Genomic DNA, 21,655 nt, shown 5'->3' on the forward strand with positions numbered 1-21,655 from the left:
ACCTTAGGTAAGGGCAGTTTGTGCCACAGGTCGCTCCGTAAGCAATCGTAAATCAATCAGGATTTCCCTGAGCACTTCCTCGTTTTGAGCATTTGAATATTTCTTAGCTACCCGATGAGAGTTTTCTTTCATTTCCCAAATCTCTTCTTTGGTAAGGGCGTTCAATTTTGCAGCCATCTCCTGCTCCTCAAAAGTCTCGGTAACAATTCCGTTTTTCTCCTCTACTACAATCTTTTCCATTTCTGGAGATGGACCAATAGCTATGGCCAATCTTCCTTGAATAAACTCAAAAAATTTATTGGGAAGCGCATTGGCGTAGTTGAAATTCACTGGCTCAAGGATAAACAAGCCCAAATCAAATGCATTGATAAAACTTGAAATCTCCTGAGTGGGTACGGGGGGTAAAAACTCAATTGCTTTTCCTTTTGCTAAAGTTTTTAATTCCCCGAAGTAAGCAGGATCGGTAGGCACCAACATGAGTTTTAATACAAATCGACTATCGAGAAAATCCATCATTTGGATCATTTTCTCGATTTTTCTACTTCTGTTTGCAATTCCATGATGGATTATTTGGATGGTATCTCCTACCTCTCTAGGATAAAGTCCCTCCTCGTATTCAGGAGTATTTAAAATCAGGTAAGGTTTTACATCATAATCAGCCGCATAGTCTTTTGCAATTCCGTCACAAACTGTTAGAAATTTATCGGCTTTGGGGATGTAGTGACGACAGACATAATTGACAAAGCGTTTATGAAACCATTTCCAAAGAATCATGTCGCTAAATTCCTTGGCATATTGCTCGTGGGCGTCAAATATTACTTTGGCTTTGGGATGATTTTTCTTTAATTCAATTGCCAATGGCCATGTTTCTGCATCATTGGCAAGGATTAAATCAAATTTCGGTTGGTATGAATTTAGCTCCTTCAAACTACTGTGAAGAAGAAATTCCTTAACTCTAAGTTTTGAGAGCCTTGCCACCATTATCCCAAGTTTGAGCGCTCTGAAAAATGGGGATTTTGCCTTTGTAAGCGGAAAGAATGGAAGATTCCCTTCATACTCCAATCCACTCAAAACTATATCGAATCCTAATTTTTCTAAAAACGCCATCTGCCGAAGCACTCTCGGATCGGCATGCATTCTAGAAAAGGACAATATGAGTACAGTTTTTCTCAACTTTTAAAAAGATTTGCTACCATGAGGTGATTCCAGCTTCCATCACCCTTAGTATGAGCAGCTTGAGCTATTATTGGCAAATTTTCTGCCCCTTTTTTAAGAATCCCCTCCTTACTTAAAATTTCCCGAGCAGATTTAATTTTTTCTTGGGTATGTTGAGCATCCATCCAGGATTTTTGGGGAGGCTCAAATCCAATTTTATCCTTTCTCCAGGCGATCTCTTCTGGAAGAATATCTTCGAAAGCCTTTCGCATGAGATATTTTGTCCATCCATTATGGATTTTATATTCCGAAGGTAGAGAAAACACAAATTCCACTAATTCATGGGAAAGGAAAGGCAATCTTACTTCCCGACTATGAGCCATTGAATTGCGATCCGCATACCTCAATAAAGTTGGAAGTCCTACTTCAAACGTGGAGAAATACAGGTGGCTATTCAGATTACCAATATCAAAACTGAAATCATTATGGGCTTTTTTGCGGAATTCACCGAAGAAGTCCTCAGCCATCAAAGTGGAATTTTTCATCTTCATATTGATGACTTTTCTACCCACCTTATTCATCAAACCAGGAAATCTAGAAGCTACAGCTTGCTTAATTCCAGGTTTAGCAATTTTCGCATTGATCTGATTCTCTTTATGCAATTCCTGATAGGCAGAGAATTCTTTTTCAAACTTAGATCCAGACTGCTTTTTGATCTCATTGAAAAAAGTGGTGAAATAGGGATGGTATCCAGCCAGGATTTCATCTGCACCCTGTCCATCCAAAAGAACAGTTACGCCCTTTTTCTTCGCCAATTCATAGACTTGGTATTGCACCAAAATACTGGCAGAACCGAAAGGCTCCTCCTGGTGATGACAAATCTTATCCAGAACTGAATCCAACTCATCGATCTCACTATATACTTCATGGGAAGTAATCCGAGTCTTCTCTCTGACTTTTTGTATAAAATACCCCTCGTCCTTATGGAAATTCTTGAATCGGGCAGAAAATGTATTTTGAATAGATTCTGGATGATCCTTCAAAAGCTGATCCATCACACATACGACCAAGGAGCTATCTATTCCTCCAGACAAACTTGATCCCACCAAAACATCTGATCGGAGCCTTCTATTGACCGATTCAAAAAACAAGTCTCTGAAACGATTTTCCGCTTCTTCCAGACTGATGGTTTGTTTTTGGTCCAGTGGATTTATCTGCCAATATTTTTTAATCCTGATTTTTCCTTGCTTCCAAATCAGAAAATGCCCCGGAGGAAGTTTTCTCACTCCTTTGAAAAAAGTTTGACCCAGATCGGCATGATTGTCAAGCAGGTCAAAATGAAGGTAGTTGAAAATCATCTCTGGATCTGGAGTTTTGGGTAGCCCTGCCGCCCAAAATTCTTTCATTTCTGATCCAAAATAGAATGCTCCATCTACTTGGGTATAGAAAAATGGCTTTTCTCCAAATCGATCTCTGGCACAGAAAACTTCCCCAGATTCTTTGTCATACAAAGCAAATGAAAACATTCCATCCAGATCCTGAAGGCAGTTTTCTCTTTTCAGGTCAAATAATGCCAACAAAACTTCTGTATCAGAGTGACTTCTAAACTGATACCCATTTTTTAGGAGTTTTTCTTTGATTTCGAGGTAATTGTAGATTTCCCCATTGAATGTCAAGGTATATCGATCCATGTAATGCATGGGCTGAGCCCCTGATTCGGAAAGATCAATAATAGAAAGTCTACGGTGTCCAAATCCAGCCTGGCCGTTTTCGCTGATCCAATGCCCTGAGCCATCAGGTCCTCGATGAACGATTGAATCTGTCATTTTCACCAACTTTTCATTGGTGATTAAATTGGGGTTTTCAGAAAGTATTCCTGCTATTCCGCACATGGATTAATTTTGAAAAAAATAATTTTTAATCTGTTCTGTTATACTTACCGCAGCTTTTCCATCTCCGTAAAGCTCAGGAAAATGAGTTCCCAAAGATTCAGAAAAAAGCGAGGATATGGGTTTTAAATCATCAAAAACCAGTTGATTCCAACCCTCTTGCAAGGTTTCAACCCACTCGGTTTCTTTTCTTATGGTAATGCATCTTTTTTGAAGCATATAGGCTTCCTTTTGTATCCCTCCGCTGTCGGTGATAACGCCCTCAGAAAACTTCTGAAGAGAAAGGGAGTCTAAATAACTTTGAGGTCCAAGTAATACCAAATTTTGGTATTGATCAGGGTTTATTTCAAAATGCTGAAGCCTAACCTGTGTTCGGGGATGTAATGCCAGATAAACCTTATGTTCCAAGTTTGCAAAACTATCAAAAATCTCCTTTAATCGTTGAGGATCATCTGTATTATAAGGTCTGTGAATTGTGGCAAAGTAATATTTTCCCGAAACCACAGGTCGGAGTTTAGGCTCAACTAGCCTCAACATATCACACATCACATCCCCAGATCGGAAAATTTTCGAAGATTTGATTCCCTCTTTTTTTAGGTTTTCTACAGCTAAATCAGTCGGACAAAAAAGCATTTCAGAAAGCTGATCTGTTAAAACACGATTGACTTCTTCGGGCATTTGACGGTTAAAGCTTCTCAATCCCGCTTCAATGTGAATAATTGGAATATGGAGTTTGGAAGCTGCCAAGGCCCCTGCCAATGTGCTGTTGGTATCTCCATAAACCAAAAGTAAATCCGGTTTTTCCTGAATAAGCACTTGTTCAATTTCAGAGAGCATTTTTCCTGTTTGGGCACCCTGAAGGGAATTTTCTCGCTGGTCAAATAGGTAATCAGGATTTGGAAGTCCAAGGTCATTAAAAAAGACCTGACTCATATTCTCGTCGTAGTGCTGCCCCGTATGGATAGTCAATGCCCGGAAGTATTTTTCCAAAGCGAGTTGGATAGGAGCATGCTTAATGAACTGCGGTCTGGCTCCTACCACGGAAATAATACAAGGTCTGCTCAATTGATTTCTTTTATTTTTTCTAACAATTCGGATTCAAAATGCTCCATGGAAAGTTCCTTTGCCGCTATTTCCAAATTAGATCGGTAGGTAATCAAATCTTCTTTACTTAACGAACGAATGGAATCGGCCAATGCTACAGCGCTAAAGTCTTTTGCCACTTTTCCCAGCTGATAGTTCTCCAAATATTTCTGCATGACAGGAGATGGTCCAATTACCATCGGAAGCCTTGCCTGAACAAATTCAAAAAACTTGTTGGGAAGAGCCATTTGGTTATTGAAGCTGATTGGTGCTAAGGAATACACCCCCAAATCATACGAACTGATGAATGGAATAATCTCCTTGAAAGAAACAGCAGGAATCAAACGAACATTTGGAATAGATTCGATCATTTTTTCCAAAAATCGATAATATTCCGAACCGTTTTGGACCAACATTAAATCCAATTGGTAGTTCTCTCCCAGCATATTAAATGCTTCCACCATGACTTCCAGTTTCCTGTCAGGATTTGGAACCCCATGGTGAATAAAGCGAAGTGGAAAATTAAATTCCCATTTTTCCTTCTGAGGGGTATGATAGGATGAGGCATTCGGAACGACCAAAGATTTAACACCAAATTCCTTTTCGCACTGGTCAGCGATTTCCTGATTGACGTTTATCAATAGGTCCAATTTGGGAAGATAATCCTGATAGATTTTGGTGTAAATTTTACCCCAAGTCCTAGTCCAATGCAAATCACCCTCTACCTCCAAAGGGTGATATTCATGTGCATTAAAGACAACTTTTGTTTTTTTTGAGCTATTGAAAAAGTAAGGCAAATAGGCCGGTTCGTGAACGATAACCATATCAGGATTAACCTTTTCAAGAAGGCTATTGATCTTACTTTGGGTACTTGGATATCTTCCCAGAAAGGTTTTGTTAAAGTTCAAAACCCGATAGATTTTCCCCAAAGTATATTCGAAATGAGAAAATAAAAATGTATCAGAATGAATAAAACCAACCTTAGAATCATGAGGAGGGGTAGTTCCGGTCGCTACCAATTCGAAATCATTTTTAAGTGCTTCGATTTCCCGAATCATCCTCGGGCCGTTGTGCAGAGGCCGGGTGGTTAAAATTAAAATCTTACTCAATTGAAGAAGCTTTAAATCTGCTGAAAACGAGATTTTTTACGAGTAGCAACTCCTTTTTTATCATCAAGGAAATCAACCCAGTCGCAAATGATAACAAAATCAATTTTAATATCACGCTAAGAAAAAAGGATTCTGAAGGCAACCAGTAAGAAGCAAATACTACTCCAATAAAAATCAAAAGGATTACTGAGTTTTTCAGAAAATCAAATGGGATAAAATAGTATTGCTGGCTTTTCCAAAACATGTAAGCGGGAATCAAAAGTTGGGAAAAACACACAGCTAAGGCTGCTCCTTCTTTTCCAATCCAAGGAATCAAAAGAAAATTCAAGCCAACCAAGACCAGTGAAGAAAGTAGATGAATCAATCCTACCGGAGTGGTTTTTTTCTCAATTGTCGCCCCTAAAGTTGAAATACTCCCCAGTCCTAAAAGCAAGGCATTAAAGGTAAGAATACTGGCAACCAAAGTGGCTTCATAATAATCGGGAGTAGTCAAAATCTTAAGCGCTTCCAAGGAAAAAACAGAAATAAACGTACAAAACATACCCACTAAAAGAAGGTAAACTTGAAGCGAAACTGCAAAAACCTGTTTGGCATTAGGCTGATGGAGGATGGAAAATGCAAATGGAGGCCAGGCCTGCTGAAACGCCGTTGTTGCTAATCCTGCTACAGAGGCAATACTAATTCCGATTTGATATAATCCTACCTCCCGTTGATCCATTAATTCATTCAGAAAAAAGACTCCTGATAAATTCACCACCCAATACCCCAAACTGGCCGGAATGAAAGGAACTGCAAATTTGAACATCCCACGAAAAAGTGAGGAATCAAACCAACTGGGACTTCCAATCCAATTTCGCAAAAAGTAATAGGCTAAAGGAATCAAAATAAGGGTTGAAACCAATTGAGCATAATAAATTCCTGAAAGTCCCCAGCGAAGGATGACTACAAAAAGCACATTGAATCCTATTAAGACCAAGCTTTGAATTAAAGAAAGCGCCACAGATTTTTTGGCTTCCAATTCAAACCGGAGCACATTCACGGCTACAGTGGTCCAAACTGTCATGGGAAGACATAAAGAGATTAGCTGAATAAACCAAGCCCCTTCTTCTTCATTGGGCAGGAACCTTTGTTGGAGGAAATCAGCTGAGAAAAACAGCAGCGCTCCAAAGAAGAGGCTGGAGAAAAAATAAAACCAAATCCAGGTATTGATTACCTTTTTTCTTCTTTCTCTGGAATCAGTATCAAAGTACCACCTTGCTGTGGATGCATCCAAGGAGAATACCAGTATAATTGATACCAGAATGTACCCATTGGTCAGAATACTGATCACCCCATAGTCATCCGGAGTGTAAATTCTGGTATAAATCGGCGTCAAAAAAACCGATATGAAACGGGTCAAAACTCCTGAAAGCCCATAAATGGCACTATCTGAAAGGAGTTTTTTTATCTGAACGAAAAGAGACACTAAGCGCCGGCTTCTAATTGGTAAACAGACCGATAGTAGCCATCCACAGCCTCATCGCTGAGTACCTCTGCTAAAATTTTTCTGTTGTGATAAATTTGGTCGGGAGACAATTTGATTTGAAAATCCTCTTTGGATACTTCATCCAATGAAAACAAGATCATTCCCATGCTTTTGAGCTGCTGATAAATGGGGTTCTGCTCAAACAAAAAGACCTTGAGACCTAATTGGAGCAAAGTCATGATGTTTCCAAAACCTTGGTGGATCAAAGACCCGAAAACAGCAAAGGAAGATTGCTTTAGAACTTGGTAATATTCGTTCCTTGGAAGATAATCTTCCATTGGTTTAAAGGATTCCCCAAAAGTCTTTTGTCCGAAATCCTTCACGTTTTGGATATAGTCCGGATTTCCGTAAGCCAAAGGACAGATAATTTCACTATTTTGAAAGTGCTGCCCAAATTGGTCGATAATATCCAAATGATTCAACTCTGGTACGCCTGCATGTCCTAACAATATCCCATCCCCTAACTGAGGAATTCCCTCCAAGTCAAGGTGATCCAACTGCTCATTAACAGACAAAATCCCATGAAAAACATGGGAATAAGACTTACGAAAGGATTGGGATGCATTGGATACATCCCCGGGAAAAAAGCTCCCAACGTACTTTAATCTCCGAAAGGATTTTTTGTAGAGATAATACCCGGGTTTTTTGAGTATGTATTTCATTCCTTCTTTTGCCCTTGAAAAAAGGGTGAGTTCGGGGAATTTAAATACTGATTCTAGCGAGTAAGTTAGAGGAAGATAAACCTGTCTGGAATAAAAAGGACTATTGTATAAATCCCCACTCCAGAGCATCCAAATAATCCGATCAGAAGGAATATTAGCCAACTCGATCAGATAAGCTGTCAGTTCATGGTGATAGTGGATAATTACCCGCTTATATTTTCTGAGCTGATTGGCAAATTCTTTCAGTGAAGGTTCAGAAAGACCAATGGTCTTTACCTTTTCTGAGTGAATTTTTTTGGGATTTTCTCCGAATGTATAATAGTCATTTAATCCTGGAAACAGCTTTTCGCATCGATCAATGATCCAATCAGCGAAAGGCGAATCCGGAAAAAAAACTAAGTTTTCAGCAACAGGAATCAAATCAGGAATTGTTTTCCTTTAATTCTCAAAAGGGTGCTTTGCCAATTCACCTGCAGCCAGAGGATGATAATTCCCCACAAGGCCCAGAGGTTTCATATGGCGGATATCGTGAACGAGCTGAATGGAATTCATTGCTTCCTCCAAACCAAATCCTTTTCCGTCCAAAACATGCTGATAACTGTGCGTATGAAGTTCGGTAAATCCATCACTGAATTCAATTTCCTCTCCTTCCATAGTTAAAGACCTATAGGTTCTTCCACCTTTAGCCTTTACATTTTCCGGTAAAGTATCCGCATTGATACTTAAAAACCAACGAACTCTGGCATTTTCCAATTCCAGATATCCTGCGGCTCTGTCATGGGTATGCAGGTGAACTTGGTTGCTTTTTACCTTCCCAAAAACCCAAGTCAACATATCGTAAAAGTGAACCCCAATATTCGTGGCAATACCTCCAGATTTGCTTACGTCACCTTTCCAGGAGGTATAATACCAGTGCCCTCTGGAAGTGATGTAGGCCAAGTCAATATCATATATTTTGTCTTTTGGCCCATTGCTTATCCTTTCCTTTAAGGCAACAATTGAAGGATGAAGTCTTAATTGAAGAATATTAAAAACACGTTTTCCATGTTCTTTTTCAACTTCTTTCAAGGCTTCAATATTCCAGGGATTTAGGACCAAAGGCTTTTCACAGATGACATCAGCTCCTACCCTCAAGCCAAAACGAATATGAGAATCATGCAGGTAATTAGGGGAACAAATACTGACATAGTCTATTTTCTGTTCTGTACGCTTGAGCTTCTCTACATGTCTGTCAAATCTTTCAAACTCAGTAAAAAAATCAGCATCTGGAAAATAACTATCCATGACGCCAACACTGTCAAACTTGTCGTACGCAGCCAAAAGTTGATTTTGGGTATCCTTGATGGCTTTCATATGACGTGGTGCGATATATCCAGCCGCACCGATTAAAGCAAAATTCTTCATTGATAGAATTGGATTTCTTTTTGAAATTGATCCAAAAAATCAGCTCCCCGATTTCTTGGTTACTTGACCATTTTGAAGCAAATAAACTTCACCTGACTCTGGACAAATTGCCTCACCTTGGGCATTGAAATTAAGTCGGTGACCGTATTCGCTCATCCAGCCAATTTGTTTAGAAGGATTACCTACTACCAAAGCATAAGCAGGAATTGTTTTGGTCACCACTGCTCCTGCTCCAATAAAGGCAAACTCTCCAATATCATGTCCACAAACGATAGTTGCATTAGCACCAATTGATGCTCCCTTTCCGACATGGGTTTTGGAATATTGACCTCTTCTATTCACTGCACTCCTTGGGTTGACCACATTGGTAAAAACCATGGATGGACCCAAAAATACGTCGTCGTCACAAGTGACTCCTGTATAGATAGACACGTTATTTTGGACCTTTACATTTCTGCCCAAAACTACCTCCGGGGATATGACTACATTTTGTCCGATGTTGCAGTTCTCTCCGATCTTACAATTCGGCATGATGTGGGAAAAGTGCCAAATTTTAGTTCCTTTCCCTATTTCACAACCCTCATCGACTACAGCTGTCTCATGAGCATAGTATTCTTTCATTTGAAAAAACTTTTAACGGTATCAATTATAAACTCCTGCTCATCCGGATTCATTTCGGTATGAATTGGCAGAGACAAAACTTTCTTGCACAAAGATTCGGCCACAGGAAAATCTCCTTCATTGTATCCAAATTCTCGATAGGCGTTTTGCAGGTGAAGAGGGACAGGGTAATAAACCATACTTGGAACACCCTTTTCTTGCAAATAAGCCTTCAATTCATCTCTTTTTCCTCCCTCTATCTGAAGAGTATATTGATGAAATACATGGGTAGAATTCTTGGCACGTTTAGGAATCTTCACCATGGACAGCGTCCCAAAAGCCTCATCATAGCGGTCCGCCACTTCATTTCTAGAGGCAGAATACTTATCCAAATGTCTTAATTTCACTCTCAAAACAGCAGCTTGGAGTGTGTCCAATCGAGAATTCACCCCGATTGAATCATGGTAATATTTCTTTTTTTGTCCATGATTGGCAATCATCCTGAGGCGTTCAGCAAGCTCCGGATCTTGGGTAAACATCGCCCCGCCATCACCAAAGCATCCTAAATTTTTGGATGGAAAAAAGGAAGTGGTACCTATATCTCCTATCGTCCCTGCTTGCGCTTTGGTACCATTTGAAAAGGTGTAAACTGCACCAATGGCTTGAGCTGTATCTTCGATAACTTTGAGGTTATTCTTTTTTGCAAAAGCTAAAACCCCTTCCATATCAGTACATTGACCATATAGATGTACGGGGACAATCCCTACAGTTTTAGAAGTCAAAGCCTTTTCCAATCCTTTTGGATCCAACTCATAGGTATCTGGCAAAACATCCACAAAGCTAGGTTTTAGCCCTAATAAAGCAATTACCTCCACGGTAGCCACATAAGTAAAAGTCGGTACGATCACCTCGTCTCCCGGTTTGAATCCCAAAGCCATCATGGCAATCTGCAATGCATCTGTACCATTTGCGCAAGGAATTACAAATTTAGCCCCACTATACTGGGATAATTCCTCCGCAAATAGCTTCACTTCGGGACCATTGATAAAGGCAGTGGAATTTAAAACCTCCTGAATGGCCTGATCTACTTCTGGCTTGATCCGCTCATATTGGGCGCGGAGGTCCACCATTTGAATTGTTGACATCAAATTATAAACTAGCGATAAGTACTTTGTACACGTTGATCAAAAATCCTACAAACAAGCCTACGAAAATTGAAAAAATTAGAATCAAAGGTTTGTTTGGCTTGGATGGCCCCAATGGAACAGCAGCCTTTTCAAGAACTGTAAACACTGGAGTTTCTTTTTTGAGTTGAATGGCAGTCTGCTCGTATTCCTGCTTCAGCGTATTGTAAACGTTGTAGGCAATATTAAACTCGAATTGCAATTGCTCTTCTCTGGTTCTCAGCCTTTGAGAAACTATACCTTGATTCGAATCCCTAAATGAAGCCAGTCGCATTTGAGCCTCTTCAAATTTCTTCTCAGATTCCTCCACCCTTTCCTCAATAAATTTCAAATTGATCCTTTGCTTTTCGGTTTTGTAATCAGTCACGTAATCAATCAAGGATTCTAGAACCATATTATTGACTTGAGCTGCAATAACCGGCTCAGGCATCGATACGGAAAGGCGGATGATTTTCCCCTTTTCTTCCAGAACGATTCTTTTTTTGATTTCTGAAATGGCAAACAGGTCCTCTCCAGAAATATTTAACAATTCCGGTTCTCCTTCCACTACCTCACTTGGATTAACAGGAAGAGGATCTGGAGATGAAAACCAACCCAAAACCACAGCCGGGAGATTTATAACAAAAGAGAGTGTTTTCTTTACAATATTTCCCGGCTTCTCTTCCACATAATATTGCCCAAGGGTAAGTTTTTCTCCTGCCCGAGATTCAAAAACAAATTCCCTAGAGGAAATCTCCTTTAAAAAATCCCTACTCCCTATCACATCCGGAAAAATATCCGAAGTCAAGGCAATTTGGTTGTTTTGCATTTGATTCATGTTGATTCCTGCAAAACCTGCCAAAGCTCCAAACTGTCCCAATGCTCCCAGAGAATTGGACTCGGATTCCAGTACCACCATCGTTGAAGCTTCGTATTCCTTGGCAGTGGTGAAAATGATTAAAAGTCCAAGTAAAGCACCAATAGCAGCAAATAGACCGAGCCTTTTCTTATTTTCGAAAACCTGCTGAATTAGCCCCAAGTAATCCAAAGCAGGATTTTTCTGAGGTGATATATTAGATTTCTCCATGCGTTTTACTTCTTTAAAGATTTGGCAGGCACTCCAGCTACAACCTCTTTATCAGGAACATCTTTAGTAACCACAGCCCCGGCACCCACGACTACTTCATCACCCAAAGTAATTCCTGGAAGAATAATTGCCCCTGCACCGATTCTGCATTTTTTACCAATTTGGACATTTCCCAATAATATTGCTCCAGGCCCAATCTCTGAATACTCTCCAATCCTCGATTCATGATGAATAGAGGCTCTGGCATTAACCAAAACTCCTTTTTCTATCACGGTATCTGGCCCTACAAAAGCAAATGCCATCGCATCAAATTCTCCTTGGGAACTTGAACTAACGGAGCAAGTCTTATCTCGAACAGGCTGATATTTTCCTCCAAGATTCTCAAAGGTTAATAAAAACCTTTCTCTCAAGTTTGGATTTCCTACTCCAAGAAAAAATTTGTCATCTATTTTCAAATGTTCTAAGATTTTCTCTTCAGAATGGACTAAGGTAAAGGTTGAAGCTAATTTTGAGTTTCCCTCTACTAATTCACTGAAAAAAACAGGGAATAAATCACCAACCAAGGGCTTGATAGAATCTAAAACTTCAATAGCATGCCCCCCTGCCCCTGCGATGATCATCTTTTAATTCAATGTGTTTAGGACAAACCTGCAAACCAAATCCTGCTCTTCCACAGTCAATTCGTGGTATACAGGCAGGCACAAAATTCTGGAAGAAATGTCATCTGAAATCGGAGTATTACCACTTACATAATCCAATTTGGACAGGCTTGGATAAAAGTATCTTCTTGGGAAAATCTGGTTTATTTCCAAAACTCTTTTTACTTCCAACGCCACCTTTTCGCTCTTAAAAATCACTGGGAAATAGGCATAATTAAATCCCACTTCATCTTCAAGTTGAATAAACTGAACTGAAGAGCCCGAGAGTTTATTCAGGTAATAAGAATATTGATCTTTACGTCTCTTTTTAATTTGGTCCACATGGCGGAGATTTACCAAACCCATAGCGGCATGAAATTCCGAATTTTTCCCATTGATCCCTACCCCATTGAATTTCTCAGGACCGTCATGCCCAAAGTTTCTCAAGTAGCCTAATTTTTCAAATAGCCCATGATCTGTGGTAAAAACAGCTCCACCCTCTACTGAGTGAAAAAGCTTGGTTGCATGAAAACTCGTGGTACTGATATCTCCGTAATGAAAAACAGATTTTCCTTTATAGGTTGTCCCAAAACAATGAGCGGCATCATAGATAACCTTCAATCCATGCTTTTTAGCCAATAGCTCAATTTCATCAATTGCACATGGGTTACCAAAACAATGAGTTGCCAAAATGGCTGAGGTTTTCGGAGTTATCAGCGCCTCAATCTTAGAAGGATCAATATTTAAGGTTTTGGGATGTATATCAGCAAAAACCGGCTTACAGCCCTCCCATACAATACTGCTGGTAGTAGCCACATAGGAAAATGGTGTGGTGATTATTTCTCCTTCAAGTTTCAAGGCCTTGATAGCCATCTGCAAAGCGATGGTGCCATTCCCTACATAAAGGCAATAAGGGACACCTAGGTTTTCCTTTAGTCGAATCTCAAGTTCATTAACTAAAGGACCGTTATTGGTGAGCCAAGACCTTTTCCAAATCCCTTTGAGATACTTATTGTATTCGGCTAAAGGAGGAATAAAGGGTTTGGTAACTGGAATCATAGATTCTTCGGGATTTCTTTCTTATTTAACCCCAATGCCATAGTGAGTGAATCCTAAGGATTCCAAGTATTTGCGGTCATAAATATTCCTTCCGTCAAACACCACTTTGTTTTTCAAAAGCTTCCCAACTGCATCCCAGCTTGGAATTCTAAATTCGGACCATTCGGTCACCAATAGCAAGGCATCGGCATCCACACATGCATCATAGGCATCCTTGCAATAAGTCACTTTATCAAAAATGTAGTGTGCTTTTGCTTCTTCCATTGCTTTGGGATCATAGGCTTTAACCTGTGCACCTGCAGCTCTTAATTCGTCGATGATGACAGCTGCTGGTGATTCTCGCATATCATCGGTATTTGGTTTGAAGCTCAAACCCCACATTGCGAAAGTCTTTCCTGATAGGTCCTCGCCGAAATGGGCTTTGACTTTCTTTGCTAAAACATATTTCTGAAAGTCATTCACATCCTCTACAGCCTGCAAAACTTTCAGTTCATAACCATATTGACGGGCAGTTTTGATGATTGCCTTCACGTCTTTTGGAAAACATGAACCTCCATAACCAACTCCCGGATAGATAAACTTATTTCCGATTCTAGGATCAGATCCAATTCCTTTTCTGACCATATTGGCATCTGCACCTACTTTTTCGCATAGGTTAGCGATGTCATTCATAAATGAAATCTTGGTTGCCAACATGGCATTTGCAGCGTATTTGGTCATCTCAGCGGATGGAATATCCATGTAGATGATTCTCTCTCCGCTTAATTGGAAAGGCTTGTACAAACGCTGCATGATTTTTTCAGCACGCTCGTCGTCTACGCCAATTACAATTCTGTCGGGTCTTAAAAAATCCTCCACGGCGGCTCCTTCTTTTAAGAACTCAGGATTAGACGCTACCGCAAAAGGAAGATTGGATCCTCTTTTCTCCAAAGCTCCTTGGATCGCTGCTCTTACTTTTTCTCCTGTGGTAACTGGAACAGTACTCTTGGTCGCTACCACAATGTAATCGGTCATTTTTTGACCAATTTCATCTGCCACAGCCAAAACATATTTCAAATCTGCAGATCCATCCTCGCCTGGAGGTGTTCCCACAGCAATAAATGCCACTTCGGCACCTTGAATCGCCTCACCTAAATCCGTACTGAAATGAAGACGCCCACTTTTATAGTTCCTGACAACAATCTCTTCCAATCCGGGCTCATAGATTGGCATGATCCCGTTTTTCAATTTGTCAATTTTCTTTTGATCAATATCTACGCAGGTAACTTCAATTCCTACATCCGCAAAACAAGCTCCGGAGACTAATCCTACATAACCAGTTCCTACTACGGCAATCTTCATAAATATCTTTTGTTTGTATTAATTATTAACAATTGTTTGAACTAGGATGGCAATAGTCGCTAAACTGGAAGCTAAGCCTAACCATCCTGCTGTTGAAAGCCTTTCTCTTTGGGGCTTTTCCGGCACTACGATTTCTGCACCGGGTTCTAAATTCGGGTAGAACTTTAAACCTAAAAACGAATGAGTCCTTCGCGCGTCACCATTCGCATAGATGACATAAGTCTTGCTTCTTCGGGCATTTTCAGTGAATCCACCTGCCTTGGAAATGTACCCCTTCAAGCCCTGATTTCTAGTATAGCGAGTGGTGGTTGGTAACAAAACCTCTCCTACCATTCGCACAGTTTGTAGCTGCTTAGGAATCTGAATAATATCGCCCTCTTGCAAAATCAAATCTTCTGGTCCACCAGGGTTTGAAAGTATTGCTTCCAAATCAATCCCTACCAAATCTTGCTCTTTTACTCGAACTGCATTGATGGCCGAATCCAAAAACAAACTGTCTGATAAATAGAAATTCTTCAGTCTGTTTTCAGCTGCTTTTTCCTCTTCCTCCAACTTCTGATTTTCAATTTCAGTTAATTTCTGATTCAGGCGCTCGAATAAGATATTTTCAGCCTCATTCCCTACCCTATTTTTTTTAGGATCTAACTTGGAGCGGATTTGATACATGACCAATTCCTTTTTCTCTTGTTCAGTCAAATCTTTGAAATAAACTGTTCTTCTGATCAAATTAGCTCCCTTGGGATAAGCAAACTGAGTTAAACCTCCAGCTCTTTTTATCACATCAGAAATTCTTTCATTCGCTCCGGAAATGGCAAATTCCCCAGGGTAAATCACCTCACCAGAGATTTTCACCAATTGCTCACGCTCAAAACCTGGACTTCTGCGAATAAACACGTGGTCAAATGGCATCAAAGGCATATTTTTTTCTTCCTCAGAAAGACTCAAATCTGGTCTGATGGTCAAACTCAAAATTTCAGCAATTCTACCTGTATTGGTATTTTCCCTAACTCTTCTGGCAATTTCAATGGAGGAATTGGTAGCGGATTCCAGAAGACCACCAGACCTCAAAATCAAATCTCCGACGGTCATTGAGGAGGCATAAGGGTAAGTTCCCGGAATATTGGTCTCCCCAGAAATCTTCACATAAAACTCTTCCTGGATATCATAGCGACTTGGGATAAAAAGTAAGTCCTCATTTTTCAACTCAATATCCTGAGCTGTACCATTTAGAATTCCTTTCAGGTCAATGGGCTCGGCACCAAGTGTAAGGTCAGCGTTGGTGCGGTAAAGGGTCGCACGATTAACAAACGCTTCTGGCTTAAGACCATCTGCACGATTGATCAATTCTTTTACTGTCAGTTTTTCTCCATTGAGTGAATATTCCCCTGGTCGGAAAACAGCTCCCGATATCTGAACTCTATTGGTATATCTATCCAAAAATTCACTCACCAAAATCTCATCCCCATCTTTAGGAGAAAATGTAGAATATTGGTCTCGAGGCACATCTACGACTTTTCGCTGATTATCCTCAATTCTTCTTACTGTAATTCTTTCTTGATAAGCAGTCGGCAAAAATCCTCCTGTGTAAATGTATAGATCCGCTAATGATTCATTGGGTTTAACTTCGAAAAACCCTTCTCTTCTAACAGGGCCTGTAATTTCCACTCTTGCTTGGACTGGGGGCACGATCACTACATCATTATCCTGCAAAGTGATATTGGAGGCTTGTTCTCCTTTGGACAAGAATTCATAAATATCCACAGTAGCAACCAATCTACTATCTCGGTAAACCTGAATATTTCTAAAAGCTCCATTTTCGTTTGGTCCACCGGCAGCGTAAAGGCCATTAAATACAGTGGCAAATGAAGGTAGCGTGTATGTTCCAGGCTTAGTCAATTCTCCGACCATGGAAACCTTAATAGACCTGATATTCCCCAATCTTACTTGCAAAAAGGTGTTTGGATTTGAGCCTAACAAGCCAGAATAGATTCTTGAAAGAGATGTTTTTATCCTCGCTGAGGCAGCTTCAATCGTGCTTCCACCCAATTGGATAGGACCTAAATTGGGTACTAAAATTCTACCCTCCGGAGTTACTGTCAAATCAAATGATTGTTGGGAAGCTCCATACACGTCAATTAACAGCTGGTCTCCAGCTCCAATGATATAGTTTTGAGGAGTTGGAAGGTTCAGGCTTGGATTAAAATCAAGGTTTCTGTTATGAAAAAGCTTGAATCCAAAAATCTTCTTTTGGAAAGGAGTCAAATCGTAATACGGATCAGCTCTTCGAATGGAATCAAAAGGATCTGCCCCATTTCCTGAAGAGGAAAATGATCTTCCAGAAGAGGTATTTCCAGTTGACTCACCCTGAATTCCATTTTGAAGATTTCTAATTCTCTCCCTGAGTTTATTGGCCTCGATGGGCGAAAGACCTTGCTCTCTGGCCATAGCTTCAAGTTGACTTGGGGTAAGCCCGCTTGATTCAGCTCGTTTAATTAATTGCTCAATTTGAGCATCCGAAAGATTATCAACCTTCAGGGTACTTAGATTGCTTAGATTTTGGGCGAATCCTATGAAGCAAATGCCCCAAAATAGGACAAGAAATGCTAAAAGTTTTTTCAATTTATTTTCCACTAGAAGATTTCTATTCAACGGTAAAATCCGAGACTAAAATTGCATTTTTTCTTAAATATATCTGCATTTACCCTACAGCTTCGCCCTTTCAGTCCCAGTTTGGGACCTACTTCAAAGAGAAAGTAAGCTAAATCAAATACCTGCCTGACGATCAAAAAGCAATAATCCTCCGGAAGAAATACGACCAGAGGATAGCGTAAAGATGACCTTACGGTCAATTAACTGTTCGATTCGTTTGGTTAGGTGATTGATATATTCATCATTGAGGTTTTCCCCGGTGATCACAACGTCAATGGTGCCGGTATCGCTACCTCTTGCGATATCTCCAGTTAAAACCACCTGCTCCACTTCACCCATTCTCTCCAAAATCTGCTCCAAGAGCATATCTAGGCCTAGATATTTTCTGATGATATCCCGGATATTGGTGAAAAAGGGATGATTGGTATTGGCTTGGTATTCGATTTTGTTTTTGTCGGAATGTTTGACCAAAATCCCGGCTTGGGTGAGGTTGTTAAGTTCCTTCCGAATAGCATTGGTAGATTCACCAAATTCCTCAGCAAGTCCCCTCAGATGACTCTGATTTTGGGAGTTGACAAAAAACTTGACCAGAAGCCTCAGACGGGTCTTGGAAGTGATCAATGATTCCAGCATAAAAAATAATTCAGTAATGAGTAACAAAGGTACTCATTCTATCAAATCGAAAAAATAATCAGCCAAATTTCAGACTAAAAATAGATTTTTTATTTCAGGCCTAATTTAGCCTTTGTATACATTTTGAGGTACGGGTCGGATCATTTTTCGGAAAAGAACTCCTGATAATGCGCTAAATCCACCCAGAAGAAATCCCAAAACCCCTGTCGCAGCTACCAAAGTCATACCTGATCCTAAACCCATTAATTCTCCCATTCGATCAGGTAAAGGACTTGCCGTCGTCAACCCAATATAGATGCTTAGGCCAACCCATCCTAAGCCCATTCCTAAAGCTCCTCCCATAAAGGCCCCAAAAGAATTTGGGAATATCAAAGCTGAAAGTAACCCAATTCCGATCATCACCACCCAAAAAGAAGCAATTGGGCCAAGAAAAACCACTAATAAGACAGACAGTATGGTCAATAATATAAATCTCATGTGCGCTTAATTAAATGTTGTTTTGAATAGGACGCCTTCTTGCTGATCTGGGGTACGAAGATTGAAATTGAGGTATTCCCCATTAGCCCAAGTGGAAATGAAATTATCATAAAATCTACTTCCGGGATTTCCGGATTGACCTCCTGGATATACTCCGAAAGCTTGGATTTCATTTCCTAACTCGACAACCATTCTCCAGCTTGCCCCATGCCGGCTGCCAGTGGCATTTACTATTCCTGAACCGCCTCCAGTATATACATTACCTACTGAAAAGGGTTTGAAATCTGGTACCAAATGTTGAATAGTTGTTCTCTTGTAATTTGCCCAAGAATAGTCTCCCTCTTCCGCAACCCATTTATTCATAATGCTAATCAGCGAATCCAATCCGACTTTCACATGATAATCCGCCCCCTCCAAAGCCTCTGTTGATTTCATATCAAAAACAGAATCAGAAGGACTTGATGCCATCAAATCAATCGTCTGATAGGAATTTGGAGTAACAATCGGAAGATCGGTACTTCTCAGTTCCCTCCAGATGCTTTCTGCCGTCTCTGCAAACCAAATAGAATAAAGTGTTTGGGCTTTTTGATTCGGGTCTGCGAAAAAGTCCCAAGAACTCAATTCCCCAAGATATTTCTCAGCCTCAGGACTACCAGCCTGAGCTGAACCCAAAAGCTTGATCAAAACTGGAAGGGCTTCAGAAGCCTGAAGATTGAAATCGTCAAATTGAAGAGCCTTCATGTCATCGACCGTGATTTGCTCCATTTCCCTAAGTCTTCTGTTTATCCTCCTATTTCGATAATGCTCATAGGAATTATCAAAAACATAGTATGGATACGAGGGATCAACCGGATGCTGATTGGCAGAGGAAACAAAGCCTCTTTCAGGATTAAGCGTACTTGGGTTTTGATCAAAGGGAATATAGCCTTGCCATTCCATTCTAGGATCCGCTCCATCCATAAAAAATTTCCCCTGCTCTCTCCACTTAAGAGGAAATTTCCCCTGAATTCTCATGGCAATATCCCCGGACTTGGAAGCAAAAACGAAGTTTTGGGCAGGTGCTGAATAATTATCCAAAGCCAAATTATAATCCGAATGGTTTTTGGCTTTATTCATCAGGATGAAAGTCTTTTGCTCGTTTGAGCCTTCATGGACAGTCCATTTCAAGGCAAAATTCACATCGGCTCGATCTGATCGGAAACTTTGGTCATAAACCACTGGACCGTAATGGGTATAAACTACCGTATCCAAAAATGCCTCTTCTCCTTTGATTTTGATCTCCTCAATTCTGAATTGGCTTGGCTTCCATTCATTTCCATAGCGATAGGCTTTTCGGCTTTCATCTTGGAAAGTAATTTTATACCAATCTCTTGCATCCTTGGTGGCATTGGTTACTCCCCAAGCAATATGCTGGTTGAAACCGGAAATAACCCCAAGAGCACCTGGCAAAGTGGCTCCTTTCACCGAATGTTCCGGAGTAGAAAGCTGCATGGAATACCATAAGGATGGCAAATTCAAACTGAGATGAGGGTCATTCGCCAAAATTGGATTTCCGTTTTTGGTCTTTTTCCCAGCCACAGCCCAGTTGTTTGATCCAGTTCCATCAATGGGTTGGTTCAAGGGATTCATGGCCAACATATGGTCAGGATAAGAAAGGCTGTCTGGTTTGGTGACTGCCAAAGGAGTGAAATCCCAAACACGCTCTGCTTCAATTACAGGATCATTTTCTTTGGGAAACTCAGGGAAAAGTTTGTTTAATCCAGCCTCTCCTAGAATTTTTCTCAGATTGGTGTATTCCAAATCCCGGTCACCCACCAACATATCTGACATGTATTTAAGCAACAAAAGGGACTTGTAAGCAGACCAATGCTCCGGTCTGTAATTAAGAATTTTATACTCAACGGGTAATCTTGCATCTGAAAGCTGATCAATGTATTGATTTACCCCATCTGCATAGGCTTCCACCAAAGCCAAGGTTTCAGGATCGTTTTCTTCCAAAAACTTTAAACCCAAGTCAGCTCCATAAGCCAAACCTTTCCTTCTGGTCATTCTATCCAGCTCCAAGGCTCTGGATCCCACGATTTCGGAAATCCTTCCTGCTGCTGCTAAAGTTTGAAACTCCATTTGCCATAGTCGATGCTGGGCGGTCACGTAGCCTTGGGCTCTGTAAAGGTCCTGCTCATTTTGGGCGAAAATGTGTGGAATCAAATTCTCGTCGTAAACAACTTCCACCGGCGCAGAAAGATTTTCTAGGGATAATTCTTCCTTCGCAATTTGATCTTCGCTGTAAGAATTTTGCCAAAAACCATGATTAGGATCCAATAGGGGAGCTAATGGAGGTATTTGGCCAATAGGTCTGGAAACCAGAATAGCCAATGCCACACTTACTGCAAGGGTCAGAAAGAAAGACACGTATTTCATGGGCAAATGCTTGTTTAATTTGGGTTCTTTGTCGCCTATTTTGGGTGATGGCAAAAAGAGAAGTGAAAACTAAATAAAATTTAGCTGTAATGAAAAATCCCCGGCAAACCGGGGATCAAGAAGATTATTGGATAGCAATAGGAAGTTTTAATTTTTCCCAACGAATTACCAAGCCTGGTGATTCAATATCAATAGAAAGTCTTTCCGTAGAAGTAGTTTCCCAAACTGGTGTAACTTCTACACGAAGCACATCATTTTTCTCGTCATACTGAAAATGTCCATGTTCCAAATCCCAATCTGAATTCAAAATTACTGTCCAAGTACCTGACTCTTTTGGAATGGTAAAGAGGGAATATTTTCCAGGAGCCAAGGTTTTTCCTTCTACAGTTACAGCCTCCGCTACATCTATAAAGGTTGCCTCGTTGGCACCAGTTCTCCAAACCACATTGTAAGGAACCAGGTCTCCCCAAAGATTTCTTCCCTTTACTGAAGGAGAGCCATATTGAACCTTGATGGTTTTAGAACCGATAGTTCCTTCTTTGATTTCCAAAGGACTTGGGCGCTGTTCTCCTTCGGAAGCCTCTTCTGTAGCTTCTACGACTTCTTCTTGTTTTTCAGATTTATTGGATTCACATCCATAAAAACCCATCAGCGATGTGGTCAAAAGAAAAGATAAAATTTGCTTTTTCATGATTAGTAAAGCTTGGTGACGTTAGGGTAATTACGTAAAGGTAAGTTTTTGGATTCACATCAAACAAGA

General features: G+C 40.4%; 18 protein-coding genes. All 18 read right to left on the bottom strand.

Features of this window, described 5'->3' with window-relative positions; genetic code table 11:
- Positions 1–3 precede the first annotated feature (3 nt).
- Complete coding sequence (locus tag DFQ04_RS07200) at positions 4–1,152, bottom strand: glycosyltransferase (protein ID WP_243739644.1); 1,149 nt, start codon at positions 1,150–1,152, stop codon at positions 4–6.
- A 17-nt stretch (positions 1,153–1,169) separates the two neighbouring features.
- Positions 1,170–3,047 (bottom strand): asparagine synthase (glutamine-hydrolyzing), encoded by a 1,878-nt coding sequence (gene asnB, locus DFQ04_RS07205; protein WP_133554125.1) that lies wholly within the window; start codon positions 3,045–3,047, stop codon positions 1,170–1,172.
- Positions 3,048–3,050: 3 nt separating this feature from the next.
- Positions 3,051–4,109, bottom strand: coding sequence for a non-hydrolyzing UDP-N-acetylglucosamine 2-epimerase (gene wecB / locus DFQ04_RS07210; RefSeq protein WP_208110507.1), 1,059 nt, complete (start codon positions 4,107–4,109; stop codon positions 3,051–3,053).
- Positions 4,106–5,236: a glycosyltransferase gene (locus tag DFQ04_RS07215; protein WP_133554127.1), complete on the bottom strand. Its 1,131-nt coding sequence runs from the start codon at positions 5,234–5,236 to the stop codon at positions 4,106–4,108. The genes wecB and DFQ04_RS07215 overlap by 4 nt, the downstream gene beginning before the upstream one ends.
- Positions 5,229–6,701 carry a lipopolysaccharide biosynthesis protein gene (locus DFQ04_RS07220; RefSeq protein WP_133554129.1) on the bottom strand — a complete coding sequence of 491 codons (1,473 nt, stop codon included), beginning with the start codon at positions 6,699–6,701 and terminating at the stop codon, positions 5,229–5,231. Before DFQ04_RS07220 ends, DFQ04_RS07215 begins: the two co-directional genes overlap by 8 nt.
- Positions 6,701–7,843 (bottom strand): TDP-N-acetylfucosamine:lipid II N-acetylfucosaminyltransferase, encoded by a 1,143-nt coding sequence (locus DFQ04_RS07225; protein WP_133554131.1) that lies wholly within the window; start codon positions 7,841–7,843, stop codon positions 6,701–6,703. The genes DFQ04_RS07220 and DFQ04_RS07225 overlap by 1 nt, the downstream gene beginning before the upstream one ends.
- 18 nt (positions 7,844–7,861) lie before the next feature.
- Positions 7,862–8,827, bottom strand: coding sequence for a Gfo/Idh/MocA family protein (locus DFQ04_RS07230; protein ID WP_133554133.1), 966 nt, complete (start codon positions 8,825–8,827; stop codon positions 7,862–7,864).
- Positions 8,828–8,866: 39 nt separating this feature from the next.
- Positions 8,867–9,448, bottom strand: coding sequence for an acyltransferase (locus DFQ04_RS07235; RefSeq protein ID WP_133554135.1), 582 nt, complete (start codon positions 9,446–9,448; stop codon positions 8,867–8,869).
- Complete coding sequence (locus DFQ04_RS07240; RefSeq protein WP_133554137.1) at positions 9,445–10,572, bottom strand: DegT/DnrJ/EryC1/StrS family aminotransferase; 1,128 nt, start codon at positions 10,570–10,572, stop codon at positions 9,445–9,447. The genes DFQ04_RS07235 and DFQ04_RS07240 overlap by 4 nt, the downstream gene beginning before the upstream one ends.
- Positions 10,573–10,576: 4 nt before the next feature.
- Positions 10,577–11,677, bottom strand: coding sequence for a Wzz/FepE/Etk N-terminal domain-containing protein (locus DFQ04_RS07245; protein WP_133554139.1), 1,101 nt, complete (start codon positions 11,675–11,677; stop codon positions 10,577–10,579).
- A gap of 5 nt (positions 11,678–11,682) precedes the next feature.
- Positions 11,683–12,297, bottom strand: coding sequence for a DapH/DapD/GlmU-related protein (locus tag DFQ04_RS07250; RefSeq protein ID WP_133554141.1), 615 nt, complete (start codon positions 12,295–12,297; stop codon positions 11,683–11,685).
- Between the two features lie 3 nt (positions 12,298–12,300).
- Complete coding sequence (locus DFQ04_RS07255; protein ID WP_133554143.1) at positions 12,301–13,374, bottom strand: DegT/DnrJ/EryC1/StrS family aminotransferase; 1,074 nt, start codon at positions 13,372–13,374, stop codon at positions 12,301–12,303.
- Positions 13,375–13,395: 21 nt separating this feature from the next.
- A complete protein-coding gene (locus DFQ04_RS07260; RefSeq protein WP_133554145.1) occupies positions 13,396–14,715 on the bottom strand; it encodes a UDP-glucose dehydrogenase family protein in 1,320 nt (439 codons plus the stop codon).
- Between the two features lie 18 nt (positions 14,716–14,733).
- The gene (locus tag DFQ04_RS07265) at positions 14,734–17,334 is read right to left on the bottom strand and encodes a polysaccharide biosynthesis/export family protein (protein WP_208110508.1); all 2,601 of its coding nucleotides are present in this window, start codon (positions 17,332–17,334) and stop codon (positions 14,734–14,736) included.
- 144 nt (positions 17,335–17,478) lie between these two features.
- A complete protein-coding gene (locus DFQ04_RS07270) occupies positions 17,479–17,997 on the bottom strand; it encodes a DeoR family transcriptional regulator (RefSeq protein WP_133554147.1) in 519 nt (172 codons plus the stop codon).
- Between the two features lie 105 nt (positions 17,998–18,102).
- Positions 18,103–18,474, bottom strand: coding sequence for a hypothetical protein (locus DFQ04_RS07275; RefSeq protein ID WP_133554149.1), 372 nt, complete (start codon positions 18,472–18,474; stop codon positions 18,103–18,105).
- A 6-nt stretch (positions 18,475–18,480) separates the two neighbouring features.
- Complete coding sequence (locus tag DFQ04_RS07280; RefSeq protein ID WP_133554151.1) at positions 18,481–20,895, bottom strand: penicillin acylase family protein; 2,415 nt, start codon at positions 20,893–20,895, stop codon at positions 18,481–18,483.
- Positions 20,896–21,019: 124 nt separating this feature from the next.
- Positions 21,020–21,586, bottom strand: a complete 567-nt coding sequence (locus tag DFQ04_RS07285) for a DUF2911 domain-containing protein (RefSeq protein ID WP_133554153.1) — start codon at positions 21,584–21,586, stop codon at positions 21,020–21,022.
- Between the last annotated feature and the right edge of the window lie 69 nt (positions 21,587–21,655).

Source organism: Algoriphagus boseongensis (assembly GCF_004362805.1).
Classification (GTDB): Bacteria; Bacteroidota; Bacteroidia; order Cytophagales; family Cyclobacteriaceae; genus Algoriphagus; species Algoriphagus boseongensis.

Coding starts and splice junctions, on each gene's coding strand:
- asnB (WP_133554125.1), bottom strand. CDS start 3,047: ATGTGCGGAATAGCAGGAATACTTTCTGAAAACCCCAATTTAATCACC.
- DFQ04_RS07230 (WP_133554133.1), bottom strand. CDS start 8,827: ATGAAGAATTTTGCTTTAATCGGTGCGGCTGGATATATCGCACCACGT.
- DFQ04_RS07235 (WP_133554135.1), bottom strand. CDS start 9,448: ATGAAAGAATACTATGCTCATGAGACAGCTGTAGTCGATGAGGGTTGT.
- DFQ04_RS07240 (WP_133554137.1), bottom strand. CDS start 10,572: ATGTCAACAATTCAAATGGTGGACCTCCGCGCCCAATATGAGCGGATC.
- DFQ04_RS07245 (WP_133554139.1), bottom strand. CDS start 11,677: ATGGAGAAATCTAATATATCACCTCAGAAAAATCCTGCTTTGGATTAC.
- DFQ04_RS07250 (WP_133554141.1), bottom strand. CDS start 12,297: ATGATCATCGCAGGGGCAGGGGGGCATGCTATTGAAGTTTTAGATTCT.
- DFQ04_RS07255 (WP_133554143.1), bottom strand. CDS start 13,374: ATGATTCCAGTTACCAAACCCTTTATTCCTCCTTTAGCCGAATACAAT.
- DFQ04_RS07260 (WP_133554145.1), bottom strand. CDS start 14,715: ATGAAGATTGCCGTAGTAGGAACTGGTTATGTAGGATTAGTCTCCGGA.
- DFQ04_RS07270 (WP_133554147.1), bottom strand. CDS start 17,997: ATGCTGGAATCATTGATCACTTCCAAGACCCGTCTGAGGCTTCTGGTC.
- DFQ04_RS07275 (WP_133554149.1), bottom strand. CDS start 18,474: ATGAGATTTATATTATTGACCATACTGTCTGTCTTATTAGTGGTTTTT.
- DFQ04_RS07280 (WP_133554151.1), bottom strand. CDS start 20,895: ATGAAATACGTGTCTTTCTTTCTGACCCTTGCAGTAAGTGTGGCATTG.
- DFQ04_RS07285 (WP_133554153.1), bottom strand. CDS start 21,586: ATGAAAAAGCAAATTTTATCTTTTCTTTTGACCACATCGCTGATGGGT.